This window comes from Streptomyces sp. A2-16 (assembly GCF_018128905.1).
In the GTDB taxonomy this organism is placed as follows: domain Bacteria; phylum Actinomycetota; class Actinomycetes; order Streptomycetales; family Streptomycetaceae; genus Streptomyces.
In genome coordinates this window covers 2,867,859-2,891,501 of sequence record NZ_CP063808.1, presented here as the reverse complement: position 1 = coordinate 2,891,501, position 23,643 = coordinate 2,867,859, and the positions used below count along the sequence as shown (strand labels likewise).

General features: G+C 72.4%; 20 protein-coding genes. 4 read left to right on the top strand and 16 right to left on the bottom strand.

Annotated elements, in window-relative coordinates:
• Nucleotides 1-2: 2 nt before the first annotated feature.
• The 3 genes from ligD to IOD14_RS13015 are packed head-to-tail and all read right to left on the bottom strand — an operon-like array spanning nt 3 to nt 4,446.
• Entirely contained in the window at nt 3-935 is a 933-nt protein-coding gene (gene ligD / locus IOD14_RS13025; protein ID WP_123994406.1) for a non-homologous end-joining DNA ligase, read from the bottom strand.
• Nucleotides 932-2,779 carry a transketolase gene (locus IOD14_RS13020; protein ID WP_212670301.1) on the bottom strand — a complete coding sequence of 616 codons (1,848 nt, stop codon included), beginning with the start codon at nt 2,777-2,779 and terminating at the stop codon, nt 932-934. The genes ligD and IOD14_RS13020 overlap by 4 nt, the downstream gene beginning before the upstream one ends.
• Nucleotides 2,776-4,446, bottom strand: coding sequence for an NAD(P)/FAD-dependent oxidoreductase (locus IOD14_RS13015; RefSeq protein ID WP_249125907.1), 1,671 nt, complete (start codon nt 4,444-4,446; stop codon nt 2,776-2,778). The genes IOD14_RS13020 and IOD14_RS13015 overlap by 4 nt, the downstream gene beginning before the upstream one ends.
• Before the next feature lie 137 nt (nt 4,447-4,583).
• On the opposite strand from IOD14_RS13015, the gene IOD14_RS13010 reads away from it, so the two are divergent.
• Nucleotides 4,584-5,543: an LLM class F420-dependent oxidoreductase gene (locus IOD14_RS13010; protein WP_123994408.1), complete on the top strand. Its 960-nt coding sequence runs from the start codon at nt 4,584-4,586 to the stop codon at nt 5,541-5,543.
• Between the two features lie 146 nt (nt 5,544-5,689).
• Here the strand turns inward: IOD14_RS13010 and IOD14_RS13005 are convergent, their stop codons facing one another.
• Nucleotides 5,690-6,184 carry a phage holin family protein gene (locus IOD14_RS13005; RefSeq protein ID WP_212670300.1) on the bottom strand — a complete coding sequence of 165 codons (495 nt, stop codon included), beginning with the start codon at nt 6,182-6,184 and terminating at the stop codon, nt 5,690-5,692.
• Nucleotides 6,185-6,307: 123 nt separating this feature from the next.
• On the opposite strand from IOD14_RS13005, the gene IOD14_RS13000 reads away from it, so the two are divergent.
• A complete protein-coding gene (locus IOD14_RS13000) occupies nt 6,308-6,658 on the top strand; it encodes a VOC family protein (protein ID WP_123994410.1) in 351 nt (116 codons plus the stop codon).
• A 30-nt stretch (nt 6,659-6,688) separates the two neighbouring features.
• On the opposite strand, the gene IOD14_RS12995 is transcribed toward IOD14_RS13000, so the two are convergent.
• Both IOD14_RS12995 and IOD14_RS12990 read right to left on the bottom strand, forming a co-directional pair.
• A complete protein-coding gene (locus tag IOD14_RS12995) occupies nt 6,689-8,602 on the bottom strand; it encodes a DUF5107 domain-containing protein (RefSeq protein WP_212670299.1) in 1,914 nt (637 codons plus the stop codon).
• 40 nt (nt 8,603-8,642) lie between these two features.
• Nucleotides 8,643-9,542 (bottom strand): arginase family protein, encoded by a 900-nt coding sequence (locus tag IOD14_RS12990; protein WP_212670298.1) that lies wholly within the window; start codon nt 9,540-9,542, stop codon nt 8,643-8,645.
• Nucleotides 9,543-9,601: 59 nt separating this feature from the next.
• On the opposite strand from IOD14_RS12990, the gene IOD14_RS12985 reads away from it, so the two are divergent.
• Entirely contained in the window at nt 9,602-9,949 is a 348-nt protein-coding gene (locus IOD14_RS12985) for a DUF6204 family protein (RefSeq protein WP_212670297.1), read from the top strand.
• Here IOD14_RS12985 and IOD14_RS12980 read toward each other — a convergent pair.
• The 6 genes from IOD14_RS12980 to IOD14_RS12955 form a co-directional block, all read right to left on the bottom strand.
• A complete protein-coding gene (locus tag IOD14_RS12980) occupies nt 9,921-10,484 on the bottom strand; it encodes a GNAT family protein (RefSeq protein WP_123994414.1) in 564 nt (187 codons plus the stop codon). The two genes, IOD14_RS12985 and IOD14_RS12980, sit on opposite strands and share 29 nt — an antisense overlap.
• Before the next feature lie 20 nt (nt 10,485-10,504).
• Entirely contained in the window at nt 10,505-10,744 is a 240-nt protein-coding gene (locus IOD14_RS12975; RefSeq protein WP_123994415.1) for a LapA family protein, read from the bottom strand.
• A gap of 106 nt (nt 10,745-10,850) precedes the next feature.
• Complete coding sequence (locus IOD14_RS12970) at nt 10,851-11,774, bottom strand: LD-carboxypeptidase (RefSeq protein ID WP_212670296.1); 924 nt, start codon at nt 11,772-11,774, stop codon at nt 10,851-10,853.
• Entirely contained in the window at nt 11,771-13,720 is a 1,950-nt protein-coding gene (locus tag IOD14_RS12965) for an LpqB family beta-propeller domain-containing protein (RefSeq protein WP_174269403.1), read from the bottom strand. Before IOD14_RS12965 ends, IOD14_RS12970 begins: the two co-directional genes overlap by 4 nt.
• A gap of 16 nt (nt 13,721-13,736) precedes the next feature.
• Nucleotides 13,737-15,041 carry a M20/M25/M40 family metallo-hydrolase gene (locus IOD14_RS12960; RefSeq protein WP_212670295.1) on the bottom strand — a complete coding sequence of 435 codons (1,305 nt, stop codon included), beginning with the start codon at nt 15,039-15,041 and terminating at the stop codon, nt 13,737-13,739.
• Nucleotides 15,034-15,867 carry a M55 family metallopeptidase gene (locus tag IOD14_RS12955; RefSeq protein WP_123994419.1) on the bottom strand — a complete coding sequence of 278 codons (834 nt, stop codon included), beginning with the start codon at nt 15,865-15,867 and terminating at the stop codon, nt 15,034-15,036. The genes IOD14_RS12960 and IOD14_RS12955 overlap by 8 nt, the downstream gene beginning before the upstream one ends.
• Before the next feature lie 146 nt (nt 15,868-16,013).
• Here IOD14_RS12955 and IOD14_RS12950 point away from each other — a divergent pair, with 146 nt between their 5' ends.
• Nucleotides 16,014-17,153: an acyltransferase family protein gene (locus IOD14_RS12950; protein ID WP_123994420.1), complete on the top strand. Its 1,140-nt coding sequence runs from the start codon at nt 16,014-16,016 to the stop codon at nt 17,151-17,153.
• 5 nt (nt 17,154-17,158) lie between these two features.
• Here IOD14_RS12950 and IOD14_RS12945 read toward each other — a convergent pair whose 3' ends face one another.
• The 4 genes from IOD14_RS12945 to IOD14_RS12930 all read right to left on the bottom strand — a co-directional run bounded on the left by IOD14_RS12945 (nt 17,159) and on the right by IOD14_RS12930 (nt 23,585).
• Nucleotides 17,159-17,884, bottom strand: a complete 726-nt coding sequence (locus IOD14_RS12945) for a class I SAM-dependent methyltransferase (RefSeq protein WP_123994421.1) — start codon at nt 17,882-17,884, stop codon at nt 17,159-17,161.
• A 151-nt stretch (nt 17,885-18,035) separates the two neighbouring features.
• Nucleotides 18,036-20,501: a SpoIIE family protein phosphatase gene (locus IOD14_RS12940; protein ID WP_123994422.1), complete on the bottom strand. Its 2,466-nt coding sequence runs from the start codon at nt 20,499-20,501 to the stop codon at nt 18,036-18,038.
• A 131-nt stretch (nt 20,502-20,632) separates the two neighbouring features.
• Nucleotides 20,633-22,993, bottom strand: coding sequence for an MFS transporter (locus IOD14_RS12935; protein WP_174269404.1), 2,361 nt, complete (start codon nt 22,991-22,993; stop codon nt 20,633-20,635).
• 148 nt (nt 22,994-23,141) lie between these two features.
• The gene (locus tag IOD14_RS12930) at nt 23,142-23,585 is read right to left on the bottom strand and encodes an SRPBCC family protein (protein WP_212670294.1); all 444 of its coding nucleotides are present in this window, start codon (nt 23,583-23,585) and stop codon (nt 23,142-23,144) included.
• Between the last annotated feature and the right edge of the window lie 58 nt (nt 23,586-23,643).

Below are 23,643 nucleotides of genomic sequence, written 5' to 3'. Positions count from 1 at the left end.
CTTCAAGAGCGCATCAAGGCGTTCAACCTGCGACGGGCGGGACCGAGAGCACGCCCCTTGGTCATGACCCCGGCCCAGGGATCGGTACGGGCCTGTTCGACCGCGTCGGCGATGGTCCAGCGGCGGGCGTCCAGGCCTGGGTCGTCCAGCTGGGCCCACGCCATCGGGGTGGCCACGGGGGCTCCCGGTTTCGCACGTACGGTGAAGGGCGCGACGGCCGTCTGCGCATAGGCGTTGCGCTGTACGTCCAGGTAGAGGCGGTCGCCGCGGTCCTTCTTGCGGGCGGCGGTGGTGAGCCGGTCGGGGTGGCCCTCGACCAGGGTGTCGGCGACGTCCTTGGCGAACTCCCGGACCTCGTCGAAGTCCTGCCGGCCGTTGAGCGGCACGACCACGTGCAGTCCGCGTGAGCCGGTGGTCATCAGCGCCGAGGGGAGTTTCAGCGCGTCGAGCAGTTCCCCGAGCAGCTGGGCCGCCTCGTGCACCGCGCCGAAGTCGTCCTCCCCGGCGGGATCGAGGTCGAAGACCATCCGGTCGGGCCGCTCGATGCTCCCGGCCCGGGACAGCCAGCGGTGCAGGGTGAGGGAGGCCTGGTCGGCGAGGTACAGGAGGGTGGCGGTGTCGTCACAGACGGTGTGGAGGACGGTGCCGCCCTCCTTGGGCACCTCGACGCGGCCGATCCACTCCGGGTAGGAGTCGGGGGTGTTCTTCTGCATGAACCGCGGGCCTGCGACACCGTCCGGATGCCGTTCCAGCATCAGTGGACGGCCCCGCAGATGCGGCAGCATGAAGGGCGCGACGGACCGGTAGTAGTCGACGAGGTCGCCCTTGGTGTACTCCTTGGCGCCGTCGCCGCCGGGGAAGAGCACCTTGTCCGGCCGGTGCACCTCGACGGTGCGCCGGCCCGCCCGTACGGTCCGTACGTCGTCCCCGGTCACGGCACGATCGCCTGCTCCACGAGCAGCCGGCCGGCGGCCGCGATCGACTCGGCGTCGATGCCGGCGGCGTGCAGCTGCTCCTCGGGCGAGGCCGAGCCGGGCATCGTGCGGACGGCGAGGCGCACCAGGCGCGGGACGGGCCGACCGTCGGTGAAGGCGTCCAGGACTGCGTCACCGAGGCCGCCCTCCTCGCGGTGGTCCTCCACGGTCAGGAGGCAGCCGGTGTCCTCGGCGGCCTGGCGCAGGGTGTCCCGGTCGACGGGCTTGACCGAGTACAGGTCGACGACCCTGACGTGGATGCCCTCCTGGTCCAGCGCCTCGGCGGCCTTGAGCGCCTCGTGCACGGTGACGCCCGCGGCGACGAGGGTCAGCCGGTCGCTCTGGGAGAAGCGCAGCACCTTGCTGCCGCCGATCGGGAACTCCTCGTCGGGGCCGTAGATCACCGGGCTCTCGCCGCGGCCCGTGCGCAGGTAGCGGACGCCGTCCAGGTCCGCCATCCGGGCGACCAGGTGGGCGGTCTGGTTGGCGTCGCACGGGTACAGCACGGTCGAGTCGTGCACCGCCCGCATCATCGCCAGGTCCTCCAGGCCCATCTGGCTCGGCCCGTCCTGCCCGATGGCGACGCCCGCGTGCGAGCCGACGAGGTTGATGCCGGCCCCGCTGATGGCGGCCATGCGCACGAAGTCGTAGGCGCGGGTGAGGAAGGCCGCGAAGGTTCCGGCATACGGCACCCAGCCGCGCGCGGCGAGTCCCACGGCGGCCGCGACCATCTGCTGCTCGGCGATGTAGCACTCGAAGTAGCGGTCGGCGTGCTCCTTGGCGAAGAACTCGGTACGGGTCGAGTCGCCGACCTCGCCGTCGAGGGCGACGACGTCACCGCGTCCGGTGCCGAGGGCGGCGAGGGCCTGCCCGTAGGCGTCGCGGGTGGCCACTTCCTCACCGGTGTCCCAGCGGGGCAGTTCGAGGTGCCCCGCGCGGACGGCGTGCAGGATGCGGGTGGCCGGCGGCTCGTGCACCTGGACGCGCAGGTCGCGTACGCCACCGAGCTCCTCGATGGCGTCGTCGGCGTTCTTCAGCGGCTTTCCGTGCAGTCCCTCGCGGTCCTCGATGTCGGCGACGCCCTTGCCCTTGAGGGTGCGGGCGAGGATCGCGGTGGGCTGGCCCTTGGTGGACTCGGCCTCGCCGTACGCGCGGTCGACGGCGTCCACGTCGTGCCCGTCGATCTCGACGGTGTGCCAGCCGAAGGCCTGGAAGCGGCGGGCGTAGGCGTCGAGGTCGTGGCCGTGCCGGGTGGGGCCGCGCTGGCCGAGCCGGTTGACGTCCACGATCACGGTCAGGTTGTCGAGGTGTTCGTGGCCCGCGTGCTCGGCGGCCTCCCAGATCGAGCCCTCGGCGAGCTCGCTGTCTCCGCACAGCACCCACACGCGGTAGTCGGTGCGGTCCAGCCGCTTGCCGGCGAGCGCGATGCCGACGCCCACCGGGAGTCCCTGGCCGAGGGAGCCGGTGGCGGTCTCGACCCAGGGGAGCTTGCGCGGGGTCGGGTGTCCTTCGAGACGGCTGCCGGCCTTGCGGAAGGTCAGCAGCTCCTCGTCGTCGACGACACCGGCCGCCTTGTAGGCGGAGTAGAGCAGCGGTGAGGCATGGCCCTTGGACAGCACGAAACGGTCGTTGCCGGGGTGTGCGGGGCGCTCGAAGTCGTAGCGGAAGTGGTTCGCGAGGAGTACGGCCATCAGGTCGGCGGCGGACATCGAGGAGGTCGGGTGTCCGGACCCCGCGGCCGCCGCGGCGCGCACACTGTCCACGCGCAACTGCTGTCCCAGTTCGACGAGTTCACCGGTGTTCATGAGTCTCCTTCTGCGGATTCCGCGTCCTCGGCGGCCGCACCGCCGGGCTGCTTCGTGACGGGCTCGGGGCCCGATTGGCTTGTGGCGGGGTCGCTCGACTGCTGCGGCGACTCCCACTCGGGTGACTCCCACTGCGCCGGCCCCCGCTCGGGCGACTCCCGTTCGGCCGCCTCGCGCGCCTTCGCCTCCTCGATCACCGCCTCGCCCGCGCTCGCCACGACGGACGGCTCCGCCGCATCGGCCTCGGGCCCACCGGACTCACCCGGCTCGCCCCGCCCGGTCGCCCCGCGTCCCGGCCGGGTCTCCGGTTCGGTCGCGGCTCCGGGGCCGGAGCGGGCGTCGGCCTCCCGGCGCGGCTGCGGTCGGCCCGGGACCCGGGCCAGCTCGGGTGAGGCCGTGTCCAGCGGCACCGACCAGGACCGTACGAGGCCCAACTGGACGGCCTGGCGCGGGAGTACGGCGTCCAGCAGCCAGTCGGCGGCCACCCGGACGCGATTGCCCGGCATCGCGGCGAGGTGGTAGCCGCGGGTGACGGCACCGGCCGCGAGACCGGAGAGGGGGATGCCCAGCGGATTGGCGGCGGCCTTCGCTCCGCCCAGGTCCACGACGAAGCCCAGGTCCCGGTGCTCGTAGGGGCGGCGCACACCGGCTCCCAGCGAGGCCGCGACATTGAGGGCGGCCGTGCGCCCCTGCCGCCAGGCGTGCTGTGCCGTCATCGGTGTGTACTGCCCCGGGTTGTCCAGATCGGGCACCGCGGCCGCGTCGCCGCACGCGAACACCTCGGGGCGTCCCGGCACCTGCAGGTTCGGGTCGACGAGCAGCCGGCCGCGCTCCATGGGCAGTCCGAGCGACTCGGCGAGCGGGTCGGGCCGTACGCCCACGCACCACACCAGGGACCGCGTCCGGACGAACTCGCCGTCGGTGAGCAGCACTCCCTCCGGCGTGGCCTCCTTCACGGAGGTCCCCATCCGCACCTCCACGCCCCGTTCCCTGAGCGTGCGGTCGGCGGTGCGGGACAGATGCGGGTCGAGCTCGGGCAGGACCCGTTCCGCCACGTCGAGGAGGATCCAGCGCGGCCGCATGCCCTCGCGCAACGGATGCCTGCGCACCTGCGCGCCGGTGAACAGCTGCCCGTGGGCGGCGACCTCGGTGCCCGTGTAGCCCGCGCCGACCACGACGAAGGTGCACCGGGCGGCGCAGGTCTCCGGATCGTCGGAGGCCGCGGCGAGTTCGATCTGCCGGGTGACGTGGTCGCGGAGGTAAAGCGCCTCGGGAAGTCCCCGGAAGCCGTGCGCGTGCTCGGCGACTCCGGGGATGGGCAGCAGCTTGTTGACGCTGCCGGCGGCCAGCACCAGCCGGTCGTAGCCGAGCGTGCCGCCGGTGCCCTCGGGGTCGGTGTAGTGGACGGTACGTGCGTCCAGGTCGATGCCGTCGGCCTCGCCGAGCACCAGCCGCACCCGCGGCAGTGTGTCGGAAAGGGAGACGGTCACTCGCCGGGGTTCCAGGATCCCTGCGGCGACCTGGGGCAGCAGGGGCAGGTAGAGGAAGTAGTCGGTCGGGTTGAGCAGGGTGATGTCGGCCTTGCCGCGGGCTTTTCGGGACAGTTCCTTGGCCGTCCGGTACCCGGCGAAGCCGGCACCGACGATCACGATGCGGGGTCGACTCACTTTCGCCTCCGGGGCTGTTGCGTCCTCGGGAGCCTTCCGCGTCCCCCTGGCCGGGGCGCCCAAACGCCGGTTTCCGCACGGACCGCCGGGTACTCGGGCAAAGCCCACTGCTCATGGAGCCGCCGGAGGTACCCCCCATGCCCGAATACGGCTATTTCCTGTCCTGCGAGGAGTTCGGTCCCGCGGAGCTGGTCGAACAGGCGCGGATGGCCGAACAGGCGGGCTTCAGCTCGCTGTGGATCTCCGATCACTACCACCCGTGGAACGACGCGCAGGGCCAGAGCCCCTTCGTGTGGTCGGTGATCGGCGCGCTCTCTGAGGCGGTGTCCCTGCCGATCGAGACGGCCGTGACCTGCCCGACCGTGCGGATCCATCCCGCGGTGGTGGCGCAGGCGGCAGCGACCTCGGCCGTGATGACGGGCGGCCGCTTCCGCCTCGGCGTCGGCTCCGGCGAGGCCCTGAACGAGCACGTTCTCGGCCATGTGTGGCCGCCCGCGCACATCCGGCTCGAGATGCTGGAGGAGTCGATCCAGGTGATGCGCCGCCTCTTCACGGGCGAGGAGGTCAACCACCACGGCACGCACTACACGGTCGAGAACGCCCGCCTCTACACGGTTCCCGACGAGCCCGTCCCCATCGACATCTCCGGTTTCGGCCCGGCGGCCACGGCGCTCGCGTCGCGGGTCGGGGACGGCTTCATCACGATGACGCCGGACGAGTCGATGGTGGAGCAGTTCCGCAAGGGCGGCGGGGCCGGAAAGCCGGTCATCGGCGGCACGAAGGTCTGCTGGGGCATCGACCGCGACGAGTGCGTCCGTACGGTCCGCAAGCTGTGGTTCAACCAGTTCCTGCCCGGCGAGATGGCCCAGATCCTGCCCTCGCCGCGCCACTTCGAGCAGCTGGGGCCGCTGGTCACCGAGGAGATGGTGAGCGAGAAGGCGGTGTGCGGGGACGATGTCGACGAGCACGTCTCGGCACTGAGCGCGTTCGCCGACGCGGGCTTCGACCGCGTCTACGTCAACCAGATCGGCCCCGACCAGCGCGGCTTCTTCGACTTCTACCGTACGAAGGTGCTGCCCCAGCTCCAGCAGGGGTGAGCGGTGAAAGACGGAAACGGAAGAGGTGGAGGAGTACCCGTGGCGTGAACGACCGTGAGCGGCGGGGCCGATGGCTCCCGCCGCTCATCTGCTCGCCGGTGTTCGGCCGGTCAGCCCCCACGCCGCAGCCCGGGAACCGCCACGTGTCATGCCCGGTGGTGCGGCTGCTCGGGGTCGGTGTCGTTCCGGCGCGGCGCCGCGCCGGGTTCCGGGGTGCTCGCTGCTCCGGGGGCGACCGGCGGCATGGGCGGGTACGGCGTCCCGAGCCCGCTCGGCTGCTGGGCGGTCGTCGGTGCCGGGCTCCCGGGGGCCGCGTCCGCCCCGTGCCCCGCCGTCGTCGGCCGGGACGCGGAGGGCCTCGCGGCACTGCGCAGCGCGTAGGCCACGGCTCCCAGGATCGCGGCGGTGATCAGGGCGGCGGCCCAGTCGGGCAGCCCGAGGGCCAGGGCGAGACCCACGGCCAGGGCCAGGGCCGCTCCCGCGTACAGCGCGACGGCGCCGGACGCGGCGTAGAGCGTGGCCATACGGCGCTGCTTGCGTGCCTGCTCGCGCAGCTCCTCCCGCACGGTCTCGCGCGCCACCTGCGCCAGCTCGTCGACCAGATGCCTGTCCAGATGCTCCAGGTGATCCAAGCGCTCCATGGCCGCCGGGTACCCGCACGGGAGTGCCCGTAACGCCGGGCCGTGTGCGGTGCGGACGGCCGGCCCGGGAGGATCGCGTGAAACGATCTCCGTGGCCCGTCCGCCGCAATTAGGCTCGTGCGCATGGACATTCTGGGAACCACGCTGCGTGTCTGTGTCGACGATCTGGAGGCCGCGGTCGTCTTCTACGAACGGCTGGCGGGCGCCACGGCTCTCCGTTTCGAGCGCGGCGGCGTCCAGGTGGCCGCGGTGGGCTGCTTCCTGCTGATGAGCGGCCCCGAGGCCGAGCTGGAGGTGCTGCGCAAGGTCGCGGCGACCATCGCGGTGAAGGACGTCGACGAGGCGAACCAGCTCCTCACCGAGCTGGGCGCCCGTGTCATCGCGGGCCCGGTGCCCACGCCGGTGGGCCGCAATCTGATCGCGATGCACCCGGACGGCGTGGTGTACGAGTACGTGGACCGCAACGTCACCTAGGGACCGGCGCAGGGACCGACCGCCCCCGTTTCACGGCCGCATCCGGAAGTCGTAGTGCGGCGGCAGCGGTTCGTCGCAGACACGGCTCCACAGTTCACCGATCGCCTCGGCGCCCTCGCGCAGGTCGGCGACCTCGAAGCCCTCGTCGAAGACGGCCCGCGCCGCCTCCGGCCGTCCCTCGGCGAGCAGCAGCTGCGCCTCGATCAGCCGGAACCGGCCGCGGGCCCGGATCGCCGGATACAGCCGCCGCCACACGGAGCGCGCCACGGCCGTACGCCCGGCCGCGAGCAGTGCCTCCAAGGTCTCGCGGGCGAGCGCGGCGGTGGCCGCGGTCCACGACTCACCGTCGTCGCGCCGCTCGTGGCACAGGTCGTCGAAGGCCTCGGCGTACCGGTCGGCGGCCCGCTCGCGGTTGCCGGCCTCCTGGTCGGCGACGGCGAGAGCGCGCAGCAACGGCCAGCGGGAGGGCGCCAGTTCGAGGCCCCGCTCCCAACTGCGCACCGCCTGGGCCCGGTCACCGAAATGCCACTGGGCGACTCCCAGGTGGTACTCGGTGAGCGGGGTGGCGGGTGCGGTCTCCAGCATGTCCCGCCAGTGCGGGGCGACCAGCGTCTCGCCGGGCGGCCGTACCCGGCGCGGTTCGGGGAAGGATCCGGTCCGCAGCAGCTCCAGCCAGGGCGCCTGGGCCTCGCCGAGGGTGGACTCGTCGAAGGGTGTCCCCGGCAGCTTCAGGTCGGCGCGCAGCACTTCCAGGGCGCCCCAGCCCGACCCGGCGGCCAGGATCTCACCGGGTTCGGTGTCGGCGTACGGCCTCCAGGCGGCGTGCGCCTCGTCGACGGCGGCACGCGGCAGTACGGCCTCCAGGCGTGCCTCCGCCTCGGCCGGCACCGGTGGCGCGCTGAGCGGCCCGTACGCCTCCAGCCAGGTCAGCTCGCTCTCGGCGTCCAGCCGGACGTGCTCCAGCTGGGTGCGGGCGAGCCCGGCCTGGATCTCGCAGTAGCCGCCGGTGCCGGGCCCGGTGAGCCACTCCTGCCAGCGCCGGCCGCCGCTGCCGGTCCCCCACACGAACAGCTTGCGGCCCCGCAGGACGTCGGTGGACGTCTGCGCGAGCCCGTGGCCGTCGGGGTCGAGGGCGGCGATCCAGCGGCGCCGTGTGTCGGGCAGGTCGTAGAAGTAGTCGGCGGCATGAGGGCTGTCCAGGGGGTCCGGCGGCACGGGTAACCGCCGCAGGTGCCGCTCGTAGCCGAACTGCCATGCCTCCTCGGCCGGGGCGAGCACCCTGCGCCCCTCGGGCACGGCGATGTTCGACCACCAGTAGCCCGGCACCGGCCGCTCGTGCGGATTGCGGATCCGTACCCCGACGTAGAGGAAGTCCGATCCGTCCGGCAGCCACAGGTCCACCTGGAAGGGCAGGTCGCGCAGCCGCTCCCACTCCCACAGCCGGAGCATCTCGCCGCCGTCGGGCGCGGGGACACGGGCGGCGTGCAGGGGTGCGCAGGACAGGGTGGTGTGGCCGGTGGCGCCGATGTTCCACTCGATGCCGCCGGCGAACCAGGCGCCGTTCAGGGCGAAGTCGGCGGGCTGGAACACCGGGTTGCGGTACAGGAGTTCGCGTCCGCTGGGCCGGTGGAGGAGGGAGGCGATCCGGCCGCCGAGACCGGGGAGGACCGTCGCCCTGAGCCGGTCGTTCTCGATCACGATCGTCGCGAACTCGCGCGGTGCGCGCTCTCTGCCGTAACCGTCCCGGACCCGGACCGGCAGCAGGCTCCCGAGCCGGCCGTACCCGGCCTGCCGGGCCATGTCCCGGGGCAGGTCGTCCCGCTCCCGTACGTCGATGCGATGGACCTCGCGCAGCAGCCGCAGCGGGGGCAGCGGGTTGTCGGGCCCCACCGGTGCGGCGGGCAGGGTGAGCACGTCTCGCCGGATCGTCGTCACGATCACCATGGAAACGGCTCAGCGGTGAGTCGGCCAGGGGAGCTGCCGGTCAGGATTGCGCAAAGGCGTCCACGACGATGTCGGTGAGCAGCGCGCCCGCCGTGCCCTCGGGGTCCAGATCGGGGTCGTAGATGGTGATGTTGAGGCCGACACAGGAGGGGGAGGCGAGCAACGGCCTCAGCAGGGCGACGAGTTCGGCGGGCAGGAGTCCCTCCGGGTCGGGGCTGTCGACGGCCGGCATCACGGACGGGTCGAGGCAGTCGGCGTCCAGGTGCACCCAGAACCCGTCGATCTCGGGGATCTCGAAGGCCTGGGCGGTGGCCCGGGCCAGGGCGTCCGCGCCCCACTCGCGCAGGTCGCCGACGGTCACGACGGGGATCTTCAGGGCGGCGAGTTCGGCGCGGTCCTCCTCGAACGCGTCGCGGATCCCGAAGAACCGTACGTCCTCGTCCCGCAGGTAGGGCCTGAGCCCCTCCAGGTCGGTCAGGTCGTTCTGCCCGCGCCCGGTGGCCAGCGCGACCTCCTCGCCGCCCGCCGCGCCGATCCGGTCGGAGTTGCCGGTGTGCCGGAAGTCGGGCGAGGCGTCGATCGCGGCCAGGCCGTAGCGCCCGATGCGGCGCAGGGCGAGGGAGGCGCCGAGCTGGATGGAGCAGTCGCCGCCGAGGACGACGGGGAGGTCACCGGCGCGCACATGGCGCTCGACGCGGTCGGCCAGCTTGACGGTGTACGAGGCGATCGCGGCGGCGTTGAAGACCCCGTCGCCCTCCTGCCAGTCCCCGCGGTCGTAGCGCGGCGGTACCACCACCCCGCCCTCCAGGGCGTGCAGCCGCTGCACGATCCGCTGCTCGCGCAGGGCGCCGGCGAGCTTGTGGCAGCCGGGCACGGTGCCGGGGGCGGGCGGCCGCAGGCCGAGGTTGGAGGGGGCGTCCAGCACGACGATATTCCGCATGCGGATCATCCTCGCCGACGTACAGTCGACCGTCCACGGAGATGCGCGAGGGAGCGACAGTGAGTGAGCAGCACACCTACCGGGTGATCGTCCGCGGCACGTGGGAGGGGCTCACCGACGAGGCCCGCTCCCGGCTGCTCGCCGCGGCGCCGGAGCACGGCATGGCGAGCATGCGGTTCTGCGAGGAGGGTTCGCTGTCGTACGAGCCGGCTCCCCTGAAGCACTTCTCGATGCGGTACGTGGTGGTGTCGGACGGAGCGGACGGCGAGGAGATGGCGGGCGCGATCGCGGAGGACCGCGCGGAGACGGCGCTGCGCGGGCTCGGCTACGGCTTCCGGGACCTGCGGTCGACGGTCACCGACCTCGACACCATGAAGATCAACCGGAAGCCCGCATCTCGGCGGTGATCGCCCAGCGCTCGTGGTCCCGCCACTCCCCGTCGATGTAGATCATCTTCGGGGAGAACCCCTCCAGCCGGAAGCCGCAGCTGCGGGCGAGGGCGAGGGAGGCGGTGTTGCGGGGCTGTGCGTTGATCTCCAGGCGGTGCAGCCGCATGGGGCCGAAGGCGTGGTCGACCACGAGGTTCAGCCCCTCCCGCATCAGCCCGCGCCCGGCGGCGTGCGCGAAGGCGCCGTAGCCGAGGGCCCCGCACCGGAAGCCGCCCTCGACGATGTTGTTGATGTTGATGAACCCGGCGATGGCCCCTTCGCCCCGCTCCCCGTCCTTCTCGCAGACCAGGAAGCCCGCCTTCGTCCGGTCCTCGATCAGCCGGCCGGCGTAGGCGAGGTACGCGCTCTCGCTGTCCGGCGGGAAGAGCCAGGGCTGGTGCAGTTCCTTGCTCTCCCTCGCGCGGGCGGTGAACTCGGCGCCGTCCTCGTAGGTGAAGGGGCGTATGCCCACGCGGGGGCCTTCGGTGAGATAGCGGGACGCGATGTGCGGCATCCCGTAACCCTACGGCGACTCTAGCTGCGGCGTTTCATGAAATACGCACCGCACAGGGCGCCGATCAGGCCGGTGGCGAGCAGCGCCGTCCACAGCGGCATGGTGACCTCGGGGACCAGCAGCCGGATCCTGGTGGCCCGGGTGTTCTCGAAGACGAAGATCAGGGCGAGGACGGCGAGCAGCAGGACGACGACCCTCGCGGGTGTCACCGCCCCGCCCCTGCCTCTGGCGGTACCGCTCTCGGCGGTCTTCGGGCTCATGCGACCAGGGTGAGCCCGAAGCGCCCGGCAGGCACGGTGAGGACGGCTCTTCGGGTGAATCCCCGCCGCACCGCCGCCGGCGTCCCCGCTCGCACCGGTCGGCGGTTCAGCGCAGGGCGGGTTCGTCGAGCGTCAACGTGCCCGCGTCGGCGTCCAGTTCGGCGGACACACCGAACGGCATGGTCAACGCCCCCTCGCAGTGCCCGAACCCGAACTCCTCGACGACGGGCACGCCGAGACCACCGAGCCGGTCGGCGAGGACCGTGCGCAGCACGTCGTAGGGGCCGCAGGCGGCCCAGGAGCCCAGGACGACTCCCTTGACGCCGTCCAGCCAGCCGGTGCGCAGGAGTTGGGTCAGCAGGCGGTCGACACGGTAGGCCTGCTCCCCCACGTCCTCGATCAGCAGCAGCCCGTCCCGGGCCCCCGGGCGGGCGTGCCGGGTGCCGAGGTCGGAGGCGAGCAGGCTGAGGCAGCCGCCCAGGGTGACCCCGCGGGCCCTGCCGGGGGCCATGGGGGCGCCCCGGGAGGTGAGCACACGGACGGTCTCCGGGGCGAACAGCGTGGCCTTGAGGTGCTCCTGCGCGACGGTGCTCTTGACGAAGTCGGCACCGGCGGCGGCCGGGCCGTACAGCGTGACCAGACCGAGGCGGGTGGCGAACGCCTGGTGGAGCGTGGTGACGTCGCTGAAGCCCACGAACACCTTCGGTCCGGCGGCCCGCATGGCCTCCCAGTCGAGGAGGTCGATCATCCGCTGGGCCCCGTAGCCGCCCCGGGCGCACAGCACCGCGTCCACGGCGGGGTCGCACCATGCCTGCTGGAGATCGGCGGCGCGATCGGCGTCGGATCCCGCCAGGTAGCCCAACTCGCCGTGCGTGTCGAGGACGTGCGGGGCCACCACCGGGTCGAGGTCCCAGCCGCGCAGGAGGTCGAGGCCGGCCTGGAGCCGTTCCTCCACGACCGGCCCGCTCGGCGCGACCACGGCCACGCGGGCGCCGGGCGCGAGCCTGGACGGTCGTACGAGTGCTGTCACTTGGTGAGCTCCAAGGTCGGGACGCCGGGCGGGTTCAGCCCGAACACCTGGGCGTACAGGGAGAGTTCGGATTCCAGTGCGCGGATCATCGTGTCGGCCCTGCGGAACCCGTGCCCCTCCCCCTCGAAGGCGATGTAGGCGTGCGGCACCCGCCGCCCGGCGATCCTGGCCAGGAAGCGCTCGCACTGCGCGGGCGGGCAGATCACGTCGTCCAGGCCCTGGAGCAGCAGGAAGGGCGCGGTGACCCGGTCGGCGTGCTCGACGGGCGAGCGTTCCGCGTACCGTCCGGGAACCTCCGCGAGGGGTCCGACCAGGCTCTCCAGGTACTGGGACTCGAAGTCGTGGGTCTCCCCGGTGCCCCAGCCGGCCAGGTCGAGGATCGGGTAGACGATCGTGCCGCAGGCGTAGACGTCCGTCGTGGTGAGCGAGGCGGCCGCCGTCCAGCCGCCCGCGCTGCCGCCGCGGATGGCGAGCCGGTCGCGGTCGGCGGTGCCCTCGTCGGCGAGGGCGAGCGCGACGGCCGCGCAGTCCTCGACGTCGACCACGCCCCACTGCTCGCGCAGCCTGTTGCGGTACTCCCGCCCGTAGCCGGTCGAGCCGCCGTAGTTGACCTCGGCGACGCCGATGCCGCGCGAGGTGAAGTAGGCGATGGCCAGGTCGAGGACGAGGGGCGCGTGGCCGGTGGGTCCGCCGTGGGCCCAGACGACGTACGGCGGGAGCTCGTCGGTGGGCGCCCGGTGGCCGGGGTGGTGGGGCGGGTAGACGTGGGCGTGCACGTCCCGGCCGTCCGGCCCGGTGAAGGTGCGGATCAGGGGTTCGGGGTAGTACGCGGGGTCGACCGGGTCGTCGTGCCCGGCGCCGATCACCCGGGCCCGGCCGACACGCGTGTCCAGCTCGACGACCTCGTAGGCGGTGCGCGGGCTGGCGCCGACCGCGACGACCCGCTCGCCGTGCACCGCGAGGGTGGGCGCGAACTCGGTCCAGGGGCCGTCCGCGTCGACGAGTTCACCGGTCTCGGGGTCCAGGATGCCGAGGGCCGTCGAGCCGGTGCCGTGCACGACGGCGATCAGGCCGCTGTCCAGCGGGGCGAACCAGCGGTGGCCGAGTTTCCACAGGGCACCGCCGAACTCCTCCTCGCGCGGGCACAGTTGCTCGCCGTCGCGGTAGAGGTTCCACCAGCCGGTGCGGTCGCTCGCGTACAGGAGACGGCCGTCGGGCGCCCAGTCGGCCTGGGCGATGGACTCCTGCGGTCCGCCCGCCACGGTGCGCGGCTCCCGGAGCGTGCCCTCATGGACCTCGGCGACGATCAGTTCCGTGCCGTCCCAAGGCATCCGCGGGTGGTCCCAGGCGAGCCAGGCGGCCCGTGAGCCGTCGGGCGAGATGCGGGGCCCGGTGACGAACCGGTGCCGGTCGTCGGTGAGTTCGCGCACCGCGTCCCGGTCCTGCGCGGCCGAGCCGTCCAGGGGCACGGCGGCGAGAACCCGGCGCACATCGGTGGGCCCGTCGCCGGTGAACTCCTCCAGGACGCACCACACTTCGCCGAGCTCGGGTCGCATCTGCGGCTCCGCCCAGCGCAGTCCGCCGCCCACCGGGGAGTCGGGGGTGAGCGGACGCGGCTCGCTCCCGGGCTCGTACCGGTACAGCCGCTGGTCGGCGAAGTGCACGAACACGACGAGCGGTTGACCGGCCACCACGGTGCCGGCCCAGGGGTGGCCGCCGTACTCGATGACCCGGCTGCGCACGTTCCACGGCGCGGGCAGCAGCGACTCCTCGGTACCGTCGGCGCGCCTGCGCACCAGGGTGCGGCGGCCGCCCTCGGCGGGCCGGGGCTCGGTCCACCACACCTCGTCCCCGACGAGGCCCAGCCATTCGGGGTGCCCGTCGTGCGCGGCCGCGAGTGCCGCGTCGATGGGCGAGGGCCAGGAACCGTATGGCGACGTCTGCACGTTCTCCCCCACTCGTTCAGGCCGTTCGCAGGAAGCGGTCGAGTACCCGCACGCCGAAGTGCAGTGCCTCGACGGGGACGCGCTCGTCGACCCCGTGGAAGAGGGCCTGGTAGTCGAAGCCCTCGGGGAGCTTCAGGGGCGCGAACCCGTACCCGGTGATGCCGAGGCGGGAGAACTGCTTGGCGTCGGTGCCGCCGGACATGCAGTAGGGCACCACGTGTCCCTCGGGCGCGAACTCCTCCACGGCCGCCCGCATCCCGGCGTACGTGGGCGAGTCGAGCGGCGCCTGGAGGGCGACCTCCCGATGGCTGAACTCCCAGTCCACGTCGGGGCCGGTGAGCAGGTCGAGGGTCGCACGGAACTCGTCCTCGCCACCGGGAAGGTAGCGGCCGTCGACGTAGGCCACCGCCTCGCCGGGGATCACGTTGAGCTTGTAACCGGCTTCCAGCATGGTCGGGTTGGCGCTGTTGCGTACGGTCGCCTCGACCAGCTTGGCCGCCGGGCCCAGCTTCTCCAGCAGCGAGTCCACGTCGGCGAGGTCGGTCTCGATGCCGTAGAGCTCGGCGAGTTCGGCGAGGGCGGCGCTCACGGTGGGGGTGAGCCGGAGCGGCCATTCGTGCTCGCCGATGCGGGTCACGGCGGCGGCGAGCCGGGTGACCGCGTTCTCCTTGTTGACCTTGGAGCCGTGCCCGGCCCGGCCGCGCGCGGTGAGCTTGAGCCAGCCGGTGCCGCGCTCCCCCGCCGCGATCGGGTAGATCTGCCGTCCCGCGCCGTCGTGGAAGGTGAACGCCCCCGACTCGCTGATCCCTTCCGTGCAGCCCTCGAAGAGCTCGGGGTGCTCGTCGGCGAGGAACCCGGAGCCGTCCTCGGCGCTGGCCTCCTCGTCGGCGGTGAACGCGATCACGAGGTCCCGCCGCGGCCGTACGCCCTGACGCGCCCAGCCCCGCACGACGGAAAGGATCATCGCGTCCATGTTCTTCATGTCGACGGCTCCGCGCCCCCACACGACCTCGTCGCGGATCTCCCCGGAGAAGGGGTGCACGCTCCAGTCGGCGGCCTCGGCGGGCACCACGTCCAGATGACCGTGGACGAGCAGCGCGTCCGCCGACGGGTCGCTGCCCTCGATGCGGGCGACGACGTTCGTACGGCCCTTGGTGCGCTCCAGCATCAGGGGTTCCAGGCCCGCCCCTGCCAGCTGCTCGGCCGCGTACTCGGCGGCGGGGCGTTCCTGGCAGTCGCCGCCGCCCCGGTTGGTGGTGTCGATGCGGATGAGGTCGGAGGTGAACCGGACGACCTCGTCGAGTGCCTGCTGGTCAGCCATACTGCTCCTCCACGGCGGCCGAGACGATGGTGGTGACCGCCTTGAAGGTACGGATTCCCGCGTACATGGTCTCGCTCGTGTACGCCACCTTCCGCGCCCCGATCCGTTCCACACCCGGCACCACGGTGGCGGCCATCGCGAGGTGCTCCGCGTCGAACTCGACGGCGGTCGTGAACGGCCCCGCCTGTACGGGTTCCTGACGGACCGCCAGCTGTGCCGCCTCCTTGGCCGCGGACCTGATGTCGGCGGCGGTGCGGGCCGGGGTGCGGCACACGGCGGCGTAGCGCGAGACGTGGTCCTTGACGGCGACCTTCAGCGCCCCGGGCGCGTAGCCGAGGGCGTCCTCGCAGGCCACGTCGTCGCCGGTGACGAGGACGACGGGGACGCCGTACTCCGCGACCACGTGCGCGTTGAGGTACCCCTCGCTCGCGGGGACGTCGTTCAGCCACACCCCGGTGATGGAGTTGGCGAGGTAGGTGTGGGCGAGGACGCCCTCCTGGCCCGCTCCCGCGTGGTAGCCGAGGAACGCGATGCCGTCGACGTCGCCGTGCTGCACGCCCTCGACCATGGACAGCGACTTGTGCCGCCCGGTGAGCATCTGCGCGCGCTCGTCGAGCTCCTCCAGCAGCAGGTTGCGCATGGTCCAGTGGGCCTCGTTGACGAGCACCTCGTCGGCGCCCCCGTCGAAGAAGCCCAGCACGGCGGCGTTCACATCCGAGGTGAACATCGACCGGCACCGCTCCCACTGGGGCGTGCCCGGCAGCACGTCGGCCGGCCAGGTCACACCGGTGGCGCCCTCCATGTCGGCGCTGATCAGGATCTTCATGGTCCGCCACGTTACGCGTCGCGGAGGTTTGCGTCGCCCGCGAGGGGTGAGGCGAGTCGTATGCCGCTCACCCCCGCCGCACAGGCAACTCCTGGAAGACGCGTATCCTCCCTCGCGGGTTCCACAGGAGACGGACAGGGAGAAGCGTGAGCGACACCGCACAGCCCGTACAGCCGGCACGACCGACGACGGCGGCGCCCACGGCGGCCACCGCGCCGGGGAACCCGCCCGGCGGCCGCCCGAAGCAACGCGACGCGTTCTTCGACAACGCCAAGTACCTGGCGATCGTGCTGGTCGCGATGGGACACGCCTGGGAGCCGCTGCGCTCCGACAGCCGGGCGGTCACCGCGCTGTACACGATCGTCTACGCCTTCCACATGCCGGCGTTCATCATCATCTCGGGCTACTTCTCGCGCACCTTCGACGCGAGCCCGGCGAAGATCAAGCGTCTGGTCACCGGGGTCGTCGTCCCGTATGTCGTGTTCGAGACGGCGTACACCTATTTCACTCGATGGTCCGACGGTGTCCCGGACCGTGAGATCAGCCTGCTGGACCCGCTGTACCTGACCTGGTTCCTGGCCGCGCTGTTCATCTGGCGGCTGACCACACCGATCTGGCGCAGCGTGCGGTGGCCGCTTCCGATCGCACTCGCGGTCGCCGCGCTCGCCACCCTCAGCCCGTCCATCGGCCACGACCTCGACCTGCAGCGCACCCTGCAGTTCCTGCCGTACTTCGTGCTCGGCCTGTGCCTGCGGCCCGAGCACTTCTCGCTGGTGCGGCAGTGGCGGGTACGGCTGCTCGCGCTCCCCGTGTTCGCGGCCGCGCTGGTGTTCTCGTACTGGGCGGTGCCGCGCATGGACTACGCGTGGTTCTTCCACCGCGACGCAGCCGAGCACTTCGGCGTGCCCGCCTGGTACGGCCCGCTGATGACGCTGGCCCTGTTCGGCTGCTCCTTCGTTCTGGTCGCCTGCTTCCTGTCCTGGGTGCCGGGACGCCGCATGTGGTTCACGGCCCTGGGCGCGGGCACGCTCTACGGCTATCTGCTGCACGGTTTCGTCGTCCAGGCGGGCAACCACTTCGACTGGGCCGGCCACCGCTGGCCGCACACACCGCTCGGCGAGATCGCCGTCACGCTCGTGGCCGGTGCCGTGGTGACGGCACTGTGCACCGCGCCGGTGCGGCGGGTCTTCCGGTGCGTGATGGAGCCGAGGATGGACTGGGCGTTCCGGAAGACCTCGCCCGCGACCGGCGCGGTGCCCGCTCAGGGGCGCCGCCCGGGCGCCTGAGCCCGTCAGGCGGCGCGTCCCACCACCCACCACTTCGACGGCAGTTCGATCCGGGTGCCGTCGGCCCGGTACTCGGTGGTGACGAGCGGCAGTTCACCGCCGGCCACGATCGTCAGCCCGGCCGCCCCGAGGTACACGGGCACCGCCTCGTCGGCGACCTCACCGGGTGCGATGCCGTGCCGGAAGACGGGGGCCAGCTTGGCGGGCGGTCCGTCGGGGCTCTGCGCCAGGCCCACGAGGACGGACTTGGCGGCCTCGGAGAGCTCGACGAGGAAGGCCCGCCCTCGCTCCCCGACCAGCGTGGCGATCCCGTCGACCAACTGCTGCCGGTCCTCGGGTGCGGCCTGGTGCAGCACACCGCGCATGTAGACGTTGGCGTCGCCCAGTTCGGCGTGCAGGTTCTCCGGCTCGCTCTTGTCGGAGGCGTCGAGCAGCCGGTACGTCACCTGCTCGTCGGGGTCGGCGTCGCGTGCCCGGTCGAGCGCGGCGGCGGACAGGTCGGCGCCGATGACCTGGGTGAAGTGGGCGGCGAGAAAGCGGCTCTGGGTGCCGTTCCCGCAGCCCAGGTCCACGAGCGGCAGTCCGGGATCGATGAGGAGCGGCTCGAAGTGGGCGAGGTGGACTCCGGCGGTCAGCACCGGCTCCGCGTCCCAGAACACGGCCCCCTGCCGCCCCGGGGCCTCCCGCCAGAAGCCCTCCCAGGACTCCCGGTACCGATCAGTCACGCTCATGCCCAACTCCCCAGGATGCGAACAGAACCCGCCAAAGTTGACAGGCCAGTACGGTGTATCGCGCCGGGGTCGCGCGGACAAGCGCATGGCGCGTTCCTTCACGGTCAGTTCGAGAACGCGCGCCCCGGTCGGGCATGCGCGCGGGGCCTGCTCAGCGACGCGGCAGGGTCAGTTCGAACCAGACGGTCTTCCCTGCCTTCGTGCGACTCGCGCCCCACTCCCGAGCGAGCGTGCTCACCACTCTGAGGCCCCGCCCGTGCTCGTCGGTGGGCCCGGCGCTCAACAGGTTCGGCAGGTCGTGGTCGTCGTCGTCCACCTCGCACAGCAAGGTGTCCTCGCGCACGAGCCGCAACTCGACGGGCCGGCTGTGCGAGTGCCGTACGGCGTTGGTGACGAGCTCGCTCACCATGAGCTCGGCGCTGTCGGCCAGCTTGGCCAGTCCCCAGTCGTGCAGCTGTTCCCGCACCACCGCCCGGGCCCGCCCGACCTCGGCCGGGTCGAGGGAGATCCGCCACTCGGCCACGTCGTCGGGCTCGATGCCGTTGAGCCGGGCCATGAGCAGCGCCACGTCGTCCTTGCGTCCCCCGCGGGTGTTGAGCGCGCGGATGATCGCGTCGCAGGCGTCGTCCATGGACGCGGCCGGGTGCGCGGCGGACTCGGTGAGCGTGGCGAGCCCCACCCCGATGTCCTCGCCGCGCACCTCCACCAGGCCGTCGGTGCACATCAGCAGCCGGTCTCCGGGCTCCACGCGCACGCGTACCGCCTCGAAGGGCACCCCGCCCACACCGATCGGCGCACCGGTGGGCAGCTCGAGCAGCTCGCTGCGCCCGTCCCGGGCCCGCACGATCACCGGCGGGATGTGTCCCGCGTTGGCGAGGTGGAGCTCGCTCGCGATCGGGTCGTAGACGGCGTACAGGCAGGTCGCGAGGTAGGTGTCGCCGAGCCGCTGGGCGAGGTCGTCGAGGTTGCGCAGCAGCTGGGCCGGAGGCAGGTCGAGGGCGGCCATGGTCTGTACGGCGGTGCGCAACTGGCCCATCATGGCGGCCGAGTTGAGCCCGTGTCCCATGACGTCACCGACGACCAGGGCGGTGCGCGCGCCGGGCAGCTTCACGGAGTCGAACCAGTCGCCGCCGACGCGTCCCAGCAGCGTGCCGGGCAGATAGCGGGTGGCGATGTCGCAGCCCGCCATGCGCGGCGGGATGTGCGGCAGCATGCTGTCCTGGAGGGTCTCGGCGACGGACTCCTGGAAGGTGTACATGCGCGCGTTGTCGAGCACGAGGCCCGCGCGGGCGGCGAGTTCGGCGCCGGTGACGCGGTCCATGTCGTTGAACTCGACGCGCTCGGGGTGGCGCAGCAGGATCATGAACCCGAGGACCACATTGCGGGCCTTGAGCGGTACGACGAGCATGGAGCGGCCGGTGATCAGCGGCCTGATGTCCCGCTTCTCGAACTGCGAGGCGATGGCGTGGCCCATCTGCTCGCTGATGCGCGGCACGAGAACGGGTTCGCCGGTGGTCATGCACTGGAAGAACGGGGTGTGCGCGGGGAACGGCATGGCCTCGCCGACCGGCACCACGTCGTCCCAGCGGCCGGGTTCGTCGGTGTGCTCCAGGGCCACCCGGTGCCACATGGTGGTGGTGTCGGGCACGCCGTCGGGGAACCCCTCACCGGCGACGACCTGTTCGCGCAGATAGGTGCCGGCGACGTCGGTGAAGCGGGGCACGACGGCCCTGCTGACCTCGACGATGGTCCGGGACAGGTCGAGGGAGGTGCCGATCTTCCCACTGACTTCGTTGAGGAACTCCAGACGCTCGCGTACGGCGACGTACTCCAGGTCCTCGCCCTCGTCGAGCTGGTCCTGCGGGACGGGCAGGCCCTGCGCGGCGGCACTGGCCGCCCGCTCGCGGCGGGCCCTGCGCTCGGCGCGCCGGGGCACGCCCCAGTCGGGGGTGACGGGCACCCGGTCGTTCTGGCTGAACTCCAGCACCGGATAGCCCAGTTCCAGGACCTGGGCGACGATGCGGGCGCTCTCGCCCACGCTCATGCTGGGCATGATCTCGGGCAGCCTGCGGGCGAGTTCGTCGGCGCCCGGGAAGTCGGTGTGCAGGGCGAAGGCGGGCGCGATCCGCTCGACGGCAGGGGCGCCGCCGTCCATGTCCGGGTCCTGGTGGAGCCCGCCCGCGTCGACGGCCAGCACCAGCAGACGCTCGCTGCCGGGGCCCACCAGCGGGTAGGCCCACCACAGGACGTCGAGGCGGTCCGCGCCGGGCACGGTGAGACGGGCGCGGCCTGCGGCCGGGTAGGACAGCCCGCCGTCGAGGGAGGACTCCAGATCGGGTCCGAGTCCGTCGTAGGGCGCGTACACACCGTGGAGCGGGGTGTCCTCCTGGTCCGGGAGCGCTCCCGAGACCGGCAGCAGGTCGGCCGCCGAGTAGCCGATCGCCTCCTCCTTGGTGGCGCCGAACAGCCGGCTCGCACCCCGGCTCCAGTGGGAGACCAGGCCGTCGCGGTCCACGACGACCACGGCCAGCGGGACACGTCCGGCCGCGGCGTGTCCGTCCGCCGCGCTCCCCGCCCCGCGGCTGGGAGGTGCGCCCCGCTCGGTGCCACGGTCCATGGCCCAGGCCCTCTCTCCGCAAGATCTGTGCCGCCTGTTCCACCGTACGGCGCCGGGCGGTCACGGTGTGCGGCAATGGGGGAATTGGCCCGGACCGCTCCGCCCCGGCGCGCGCCCCCGCTGACGCCCTGTCAGTCCTCGTGCCCGAGACGGAGATCGCGCTCCGCGCGGTCGCCCCCGGTCACCTGGAGGACGGTGGCGACCGGCGGGTAGCCGGCGGCGATGACGGTGTACTCGCCACGGGACAGCTCGGCGAAGCGGAAGGTGCCGTCGGGGCCGGTCGTGAGGGTGTCCACGACGTTGCCGGCCATGTCGAGGAGCGTCACGCGCGCGTCCTCGACGCATCGTCCGCCCCCGGCCCGCACGGTGCCGCGGAGCACCGCCCCGCCTGCGAGTTCGATGTCCTGGCGGGTCTCCCGGGAGGCATGGACGGTGACGGGGAGCGCGGCGGGGCGGAACGCGGGCGCGCCGGCGGCGAGGGTGTACTCCCCGGCGATCAGTTCGGTGACGGCGTAGGCGCCCTCGGGTCCGCTGCGGGTGGTGGCGACCACCTCCCCGTGCGCGTCGGTGAGGGTGACGGTGGCGTCCTGTACGGGGGTGCCGTCGGGGGTCCGTACGCGGCCCGTGAGGTGTCCGGCGCCGCCGAGGACGATGTCCAGTTCGACGGGGCGCCCGCCGATCGTCACGGACACGGCCTGCGGCTGGTGGCCGCTCGCGGTGGCGATGAGGACGTACGCCCCCGGCCCGGGCGTGGACAGCGCGTACCGCCCGTCCTCGCCGGCGGCCCCGCGCCCGGTCTGGGCCCCGGACATGTCGATGAGGGTGAGCGCGGCCCGGGGCAGGACGGTCCCGTCGGGGTGTCGCACCGTGCCGCACAAGGGGGCCCCGGCGGTGTGCGGCGAGCGGGCCGGGGGGACCGGGGCGGTCTCGGTCTCCGGGTCGGCGGTGTGGTGGGACACCAGCGGTTTCTCCTTGAGGAAGAAGGCGAGGAGCAGGCCGAGGAGGAGCACCGGCACGAGGTAGAGGAAGATCCGCGGCATGGCGTCGGCGTAGGCCCGGATGTAGCCGTCGCGGAGCGCCGGGGGCAGGGCGTGGACGAGCTGCGGGGTGATGGACTCGGGGTCAGGCAGCCCGGCACCGGCGGGCAGTTCGTCGGAGAGCGCGTCGGCGAGCCGGTCGGCGAAGAGGGTGCCGAAGATCGCCGCTCCGACGCTGCCGCCGATCTGCCGGAAGTAGTTGTTGGCGCTGGTGGCGGTGCCGAGGTCGGCCGGACGGACGGAGTTCTGCACGGCGAGGATCAGCACCGGCATCACCATGCCGATCCCGGCGCCGAGCACGGCCATCCAGATGCTGTAGTGCAGCCGGGGTGTGTCGGCCTCCAGCCGGGACAGCAGCCACATGCCAACGACGGAGAGTGCGCTGCCGAGGATCGGCCAGATCCGGTAGCGGCCGGTGTGGCTGATGAGTTGTCCCGAGACGACGGAGGCGCCGACGATGCCGGCCATCATGGGCAGCATCAGCAGGCCCGACTCGGTGGCGCTGGCGCCGTCGACCATCTGGAGGAAGGTCGGCAGATAGCTCGCCGCCCCGAAGAGCGCGACCCCGATCACCAGACCCACCAGGCCGGTGACGTTGAAGACGGAGTCCCTGAACAGCCTGAGCGGCATGAGGGGTTCGGCGGCGAAGTGCTCGGCGATCACGAAGAGGACCGTCGAGGCCACCGCTCCGGCCGCGAGTGCGAGGATCGGCCGGGAGTCCCAGGCGTGCTCGGTGCCGCCCCAACTGGTCAGCAGCACCAGGCAGGTGGAGGCCGCGGCGAGCAGGAGTGCGCCGAGCACGTCGAGTCGGGGCCGCACGCGCGGCTTCGGCAGCTTCAGCACGGCGGTGACGACGGCCAGGGTCAGCAGTCCGAAGGGGACGTTGACGTAGAAGCACCACCGCCAGGAGAGGTGGTCCGTGAACCAGCCGCCGAGCAGCGGGCCAGCGACGGAGGCGAGTCCGAAGGCGGCGCCGATCAGGCCCATGAAGCGGCCGCGCCGCCGGGGCGGCACGATGTCGGCGATGATCGCCTGCACACCGATCATGAGGCCGCCCGCGCCGACGCCCTGGACGGCGCGGAAGGCGATCAGCTGGTCCATGGTCGCGGAACGTCCGGCGAGCGCGGAGCCGGCGACGAAGACGACGATCGCGAACTGGAAGACGCCCTTGCGGCCGAACAGGTCGCCGAGCTTGCCGTAGACCGGTAGTCCGATCGTGGCGGTGAGCAGGTAGGCGGTGATCGCCCAGGACATCCGGTCCAGGCCGTGCAGCTCACCGACGATCCTGGGGAGCGCGGTGGCGACGATCATCTGCTCCAGCGCGGCGAGGAGCAGCGCGAGCATGAGCCCGAAGAAGACCAACCGCACGCGGCGCGGGCTGAGTTCGACGGGCGGGGCACCGGCCTCCGGTGGCGTTTCGACCCGTTCCTCGTGCGTCGCGGTCGTCACGCCCACGTCCGGCTCCCCTCGTCGCGCCTGCCCCGTATTTCCCGCATAAGGCGACAACTACGAGCAAGCGCGACGAGTTACGGCACACCGGTGGGCCGGACGGAGATCCACTCGATCCGGTGATCGGGATCAACGTCCGCCGGGCAGCGAGGACTTACTTCTCGACCTCGGCGGCGAGCCGGTCGAGGAGGGAGTCGTAGATCCTGCCGAGGCCCTTGGGGGCGAAGGTCTTCTCGAAGAAGCCGCCGATGCCGCCCGCACCCTGCCAGGTGGTGGTCACGACGACACGGGACTTGCCCTCACCGGCCGGGGTGACCCGCCAGGTGGTGACCATGGAGGAGTTGCGGTCCTTCTCGACGAGTTCGCCGTCGGTGGGCTCGGTGACCTCCAGGAGGCAGTCGCGGATCCGCTTGCTGGTGGCCTGGAGCTTCCAGTGGACGAGGGTGCCCTCGCCGTCACCGCCCTCGCGCACCTCGTACTCGCTGAACTGCTCCGGCAGCACCTTGCCGCGCGTGCCGCTGTAGTCGGCGACGGCGTCGAACACCTTCTCCGCGTCCGCCGCGACGATCCGCTCCGTAGTGGCCTCGACCTGCGCCATCGACTTCCTCCAGGACTTCAAGTTCTCGGGCTTGGAGCAAGCCAACCACCCCCGCCCG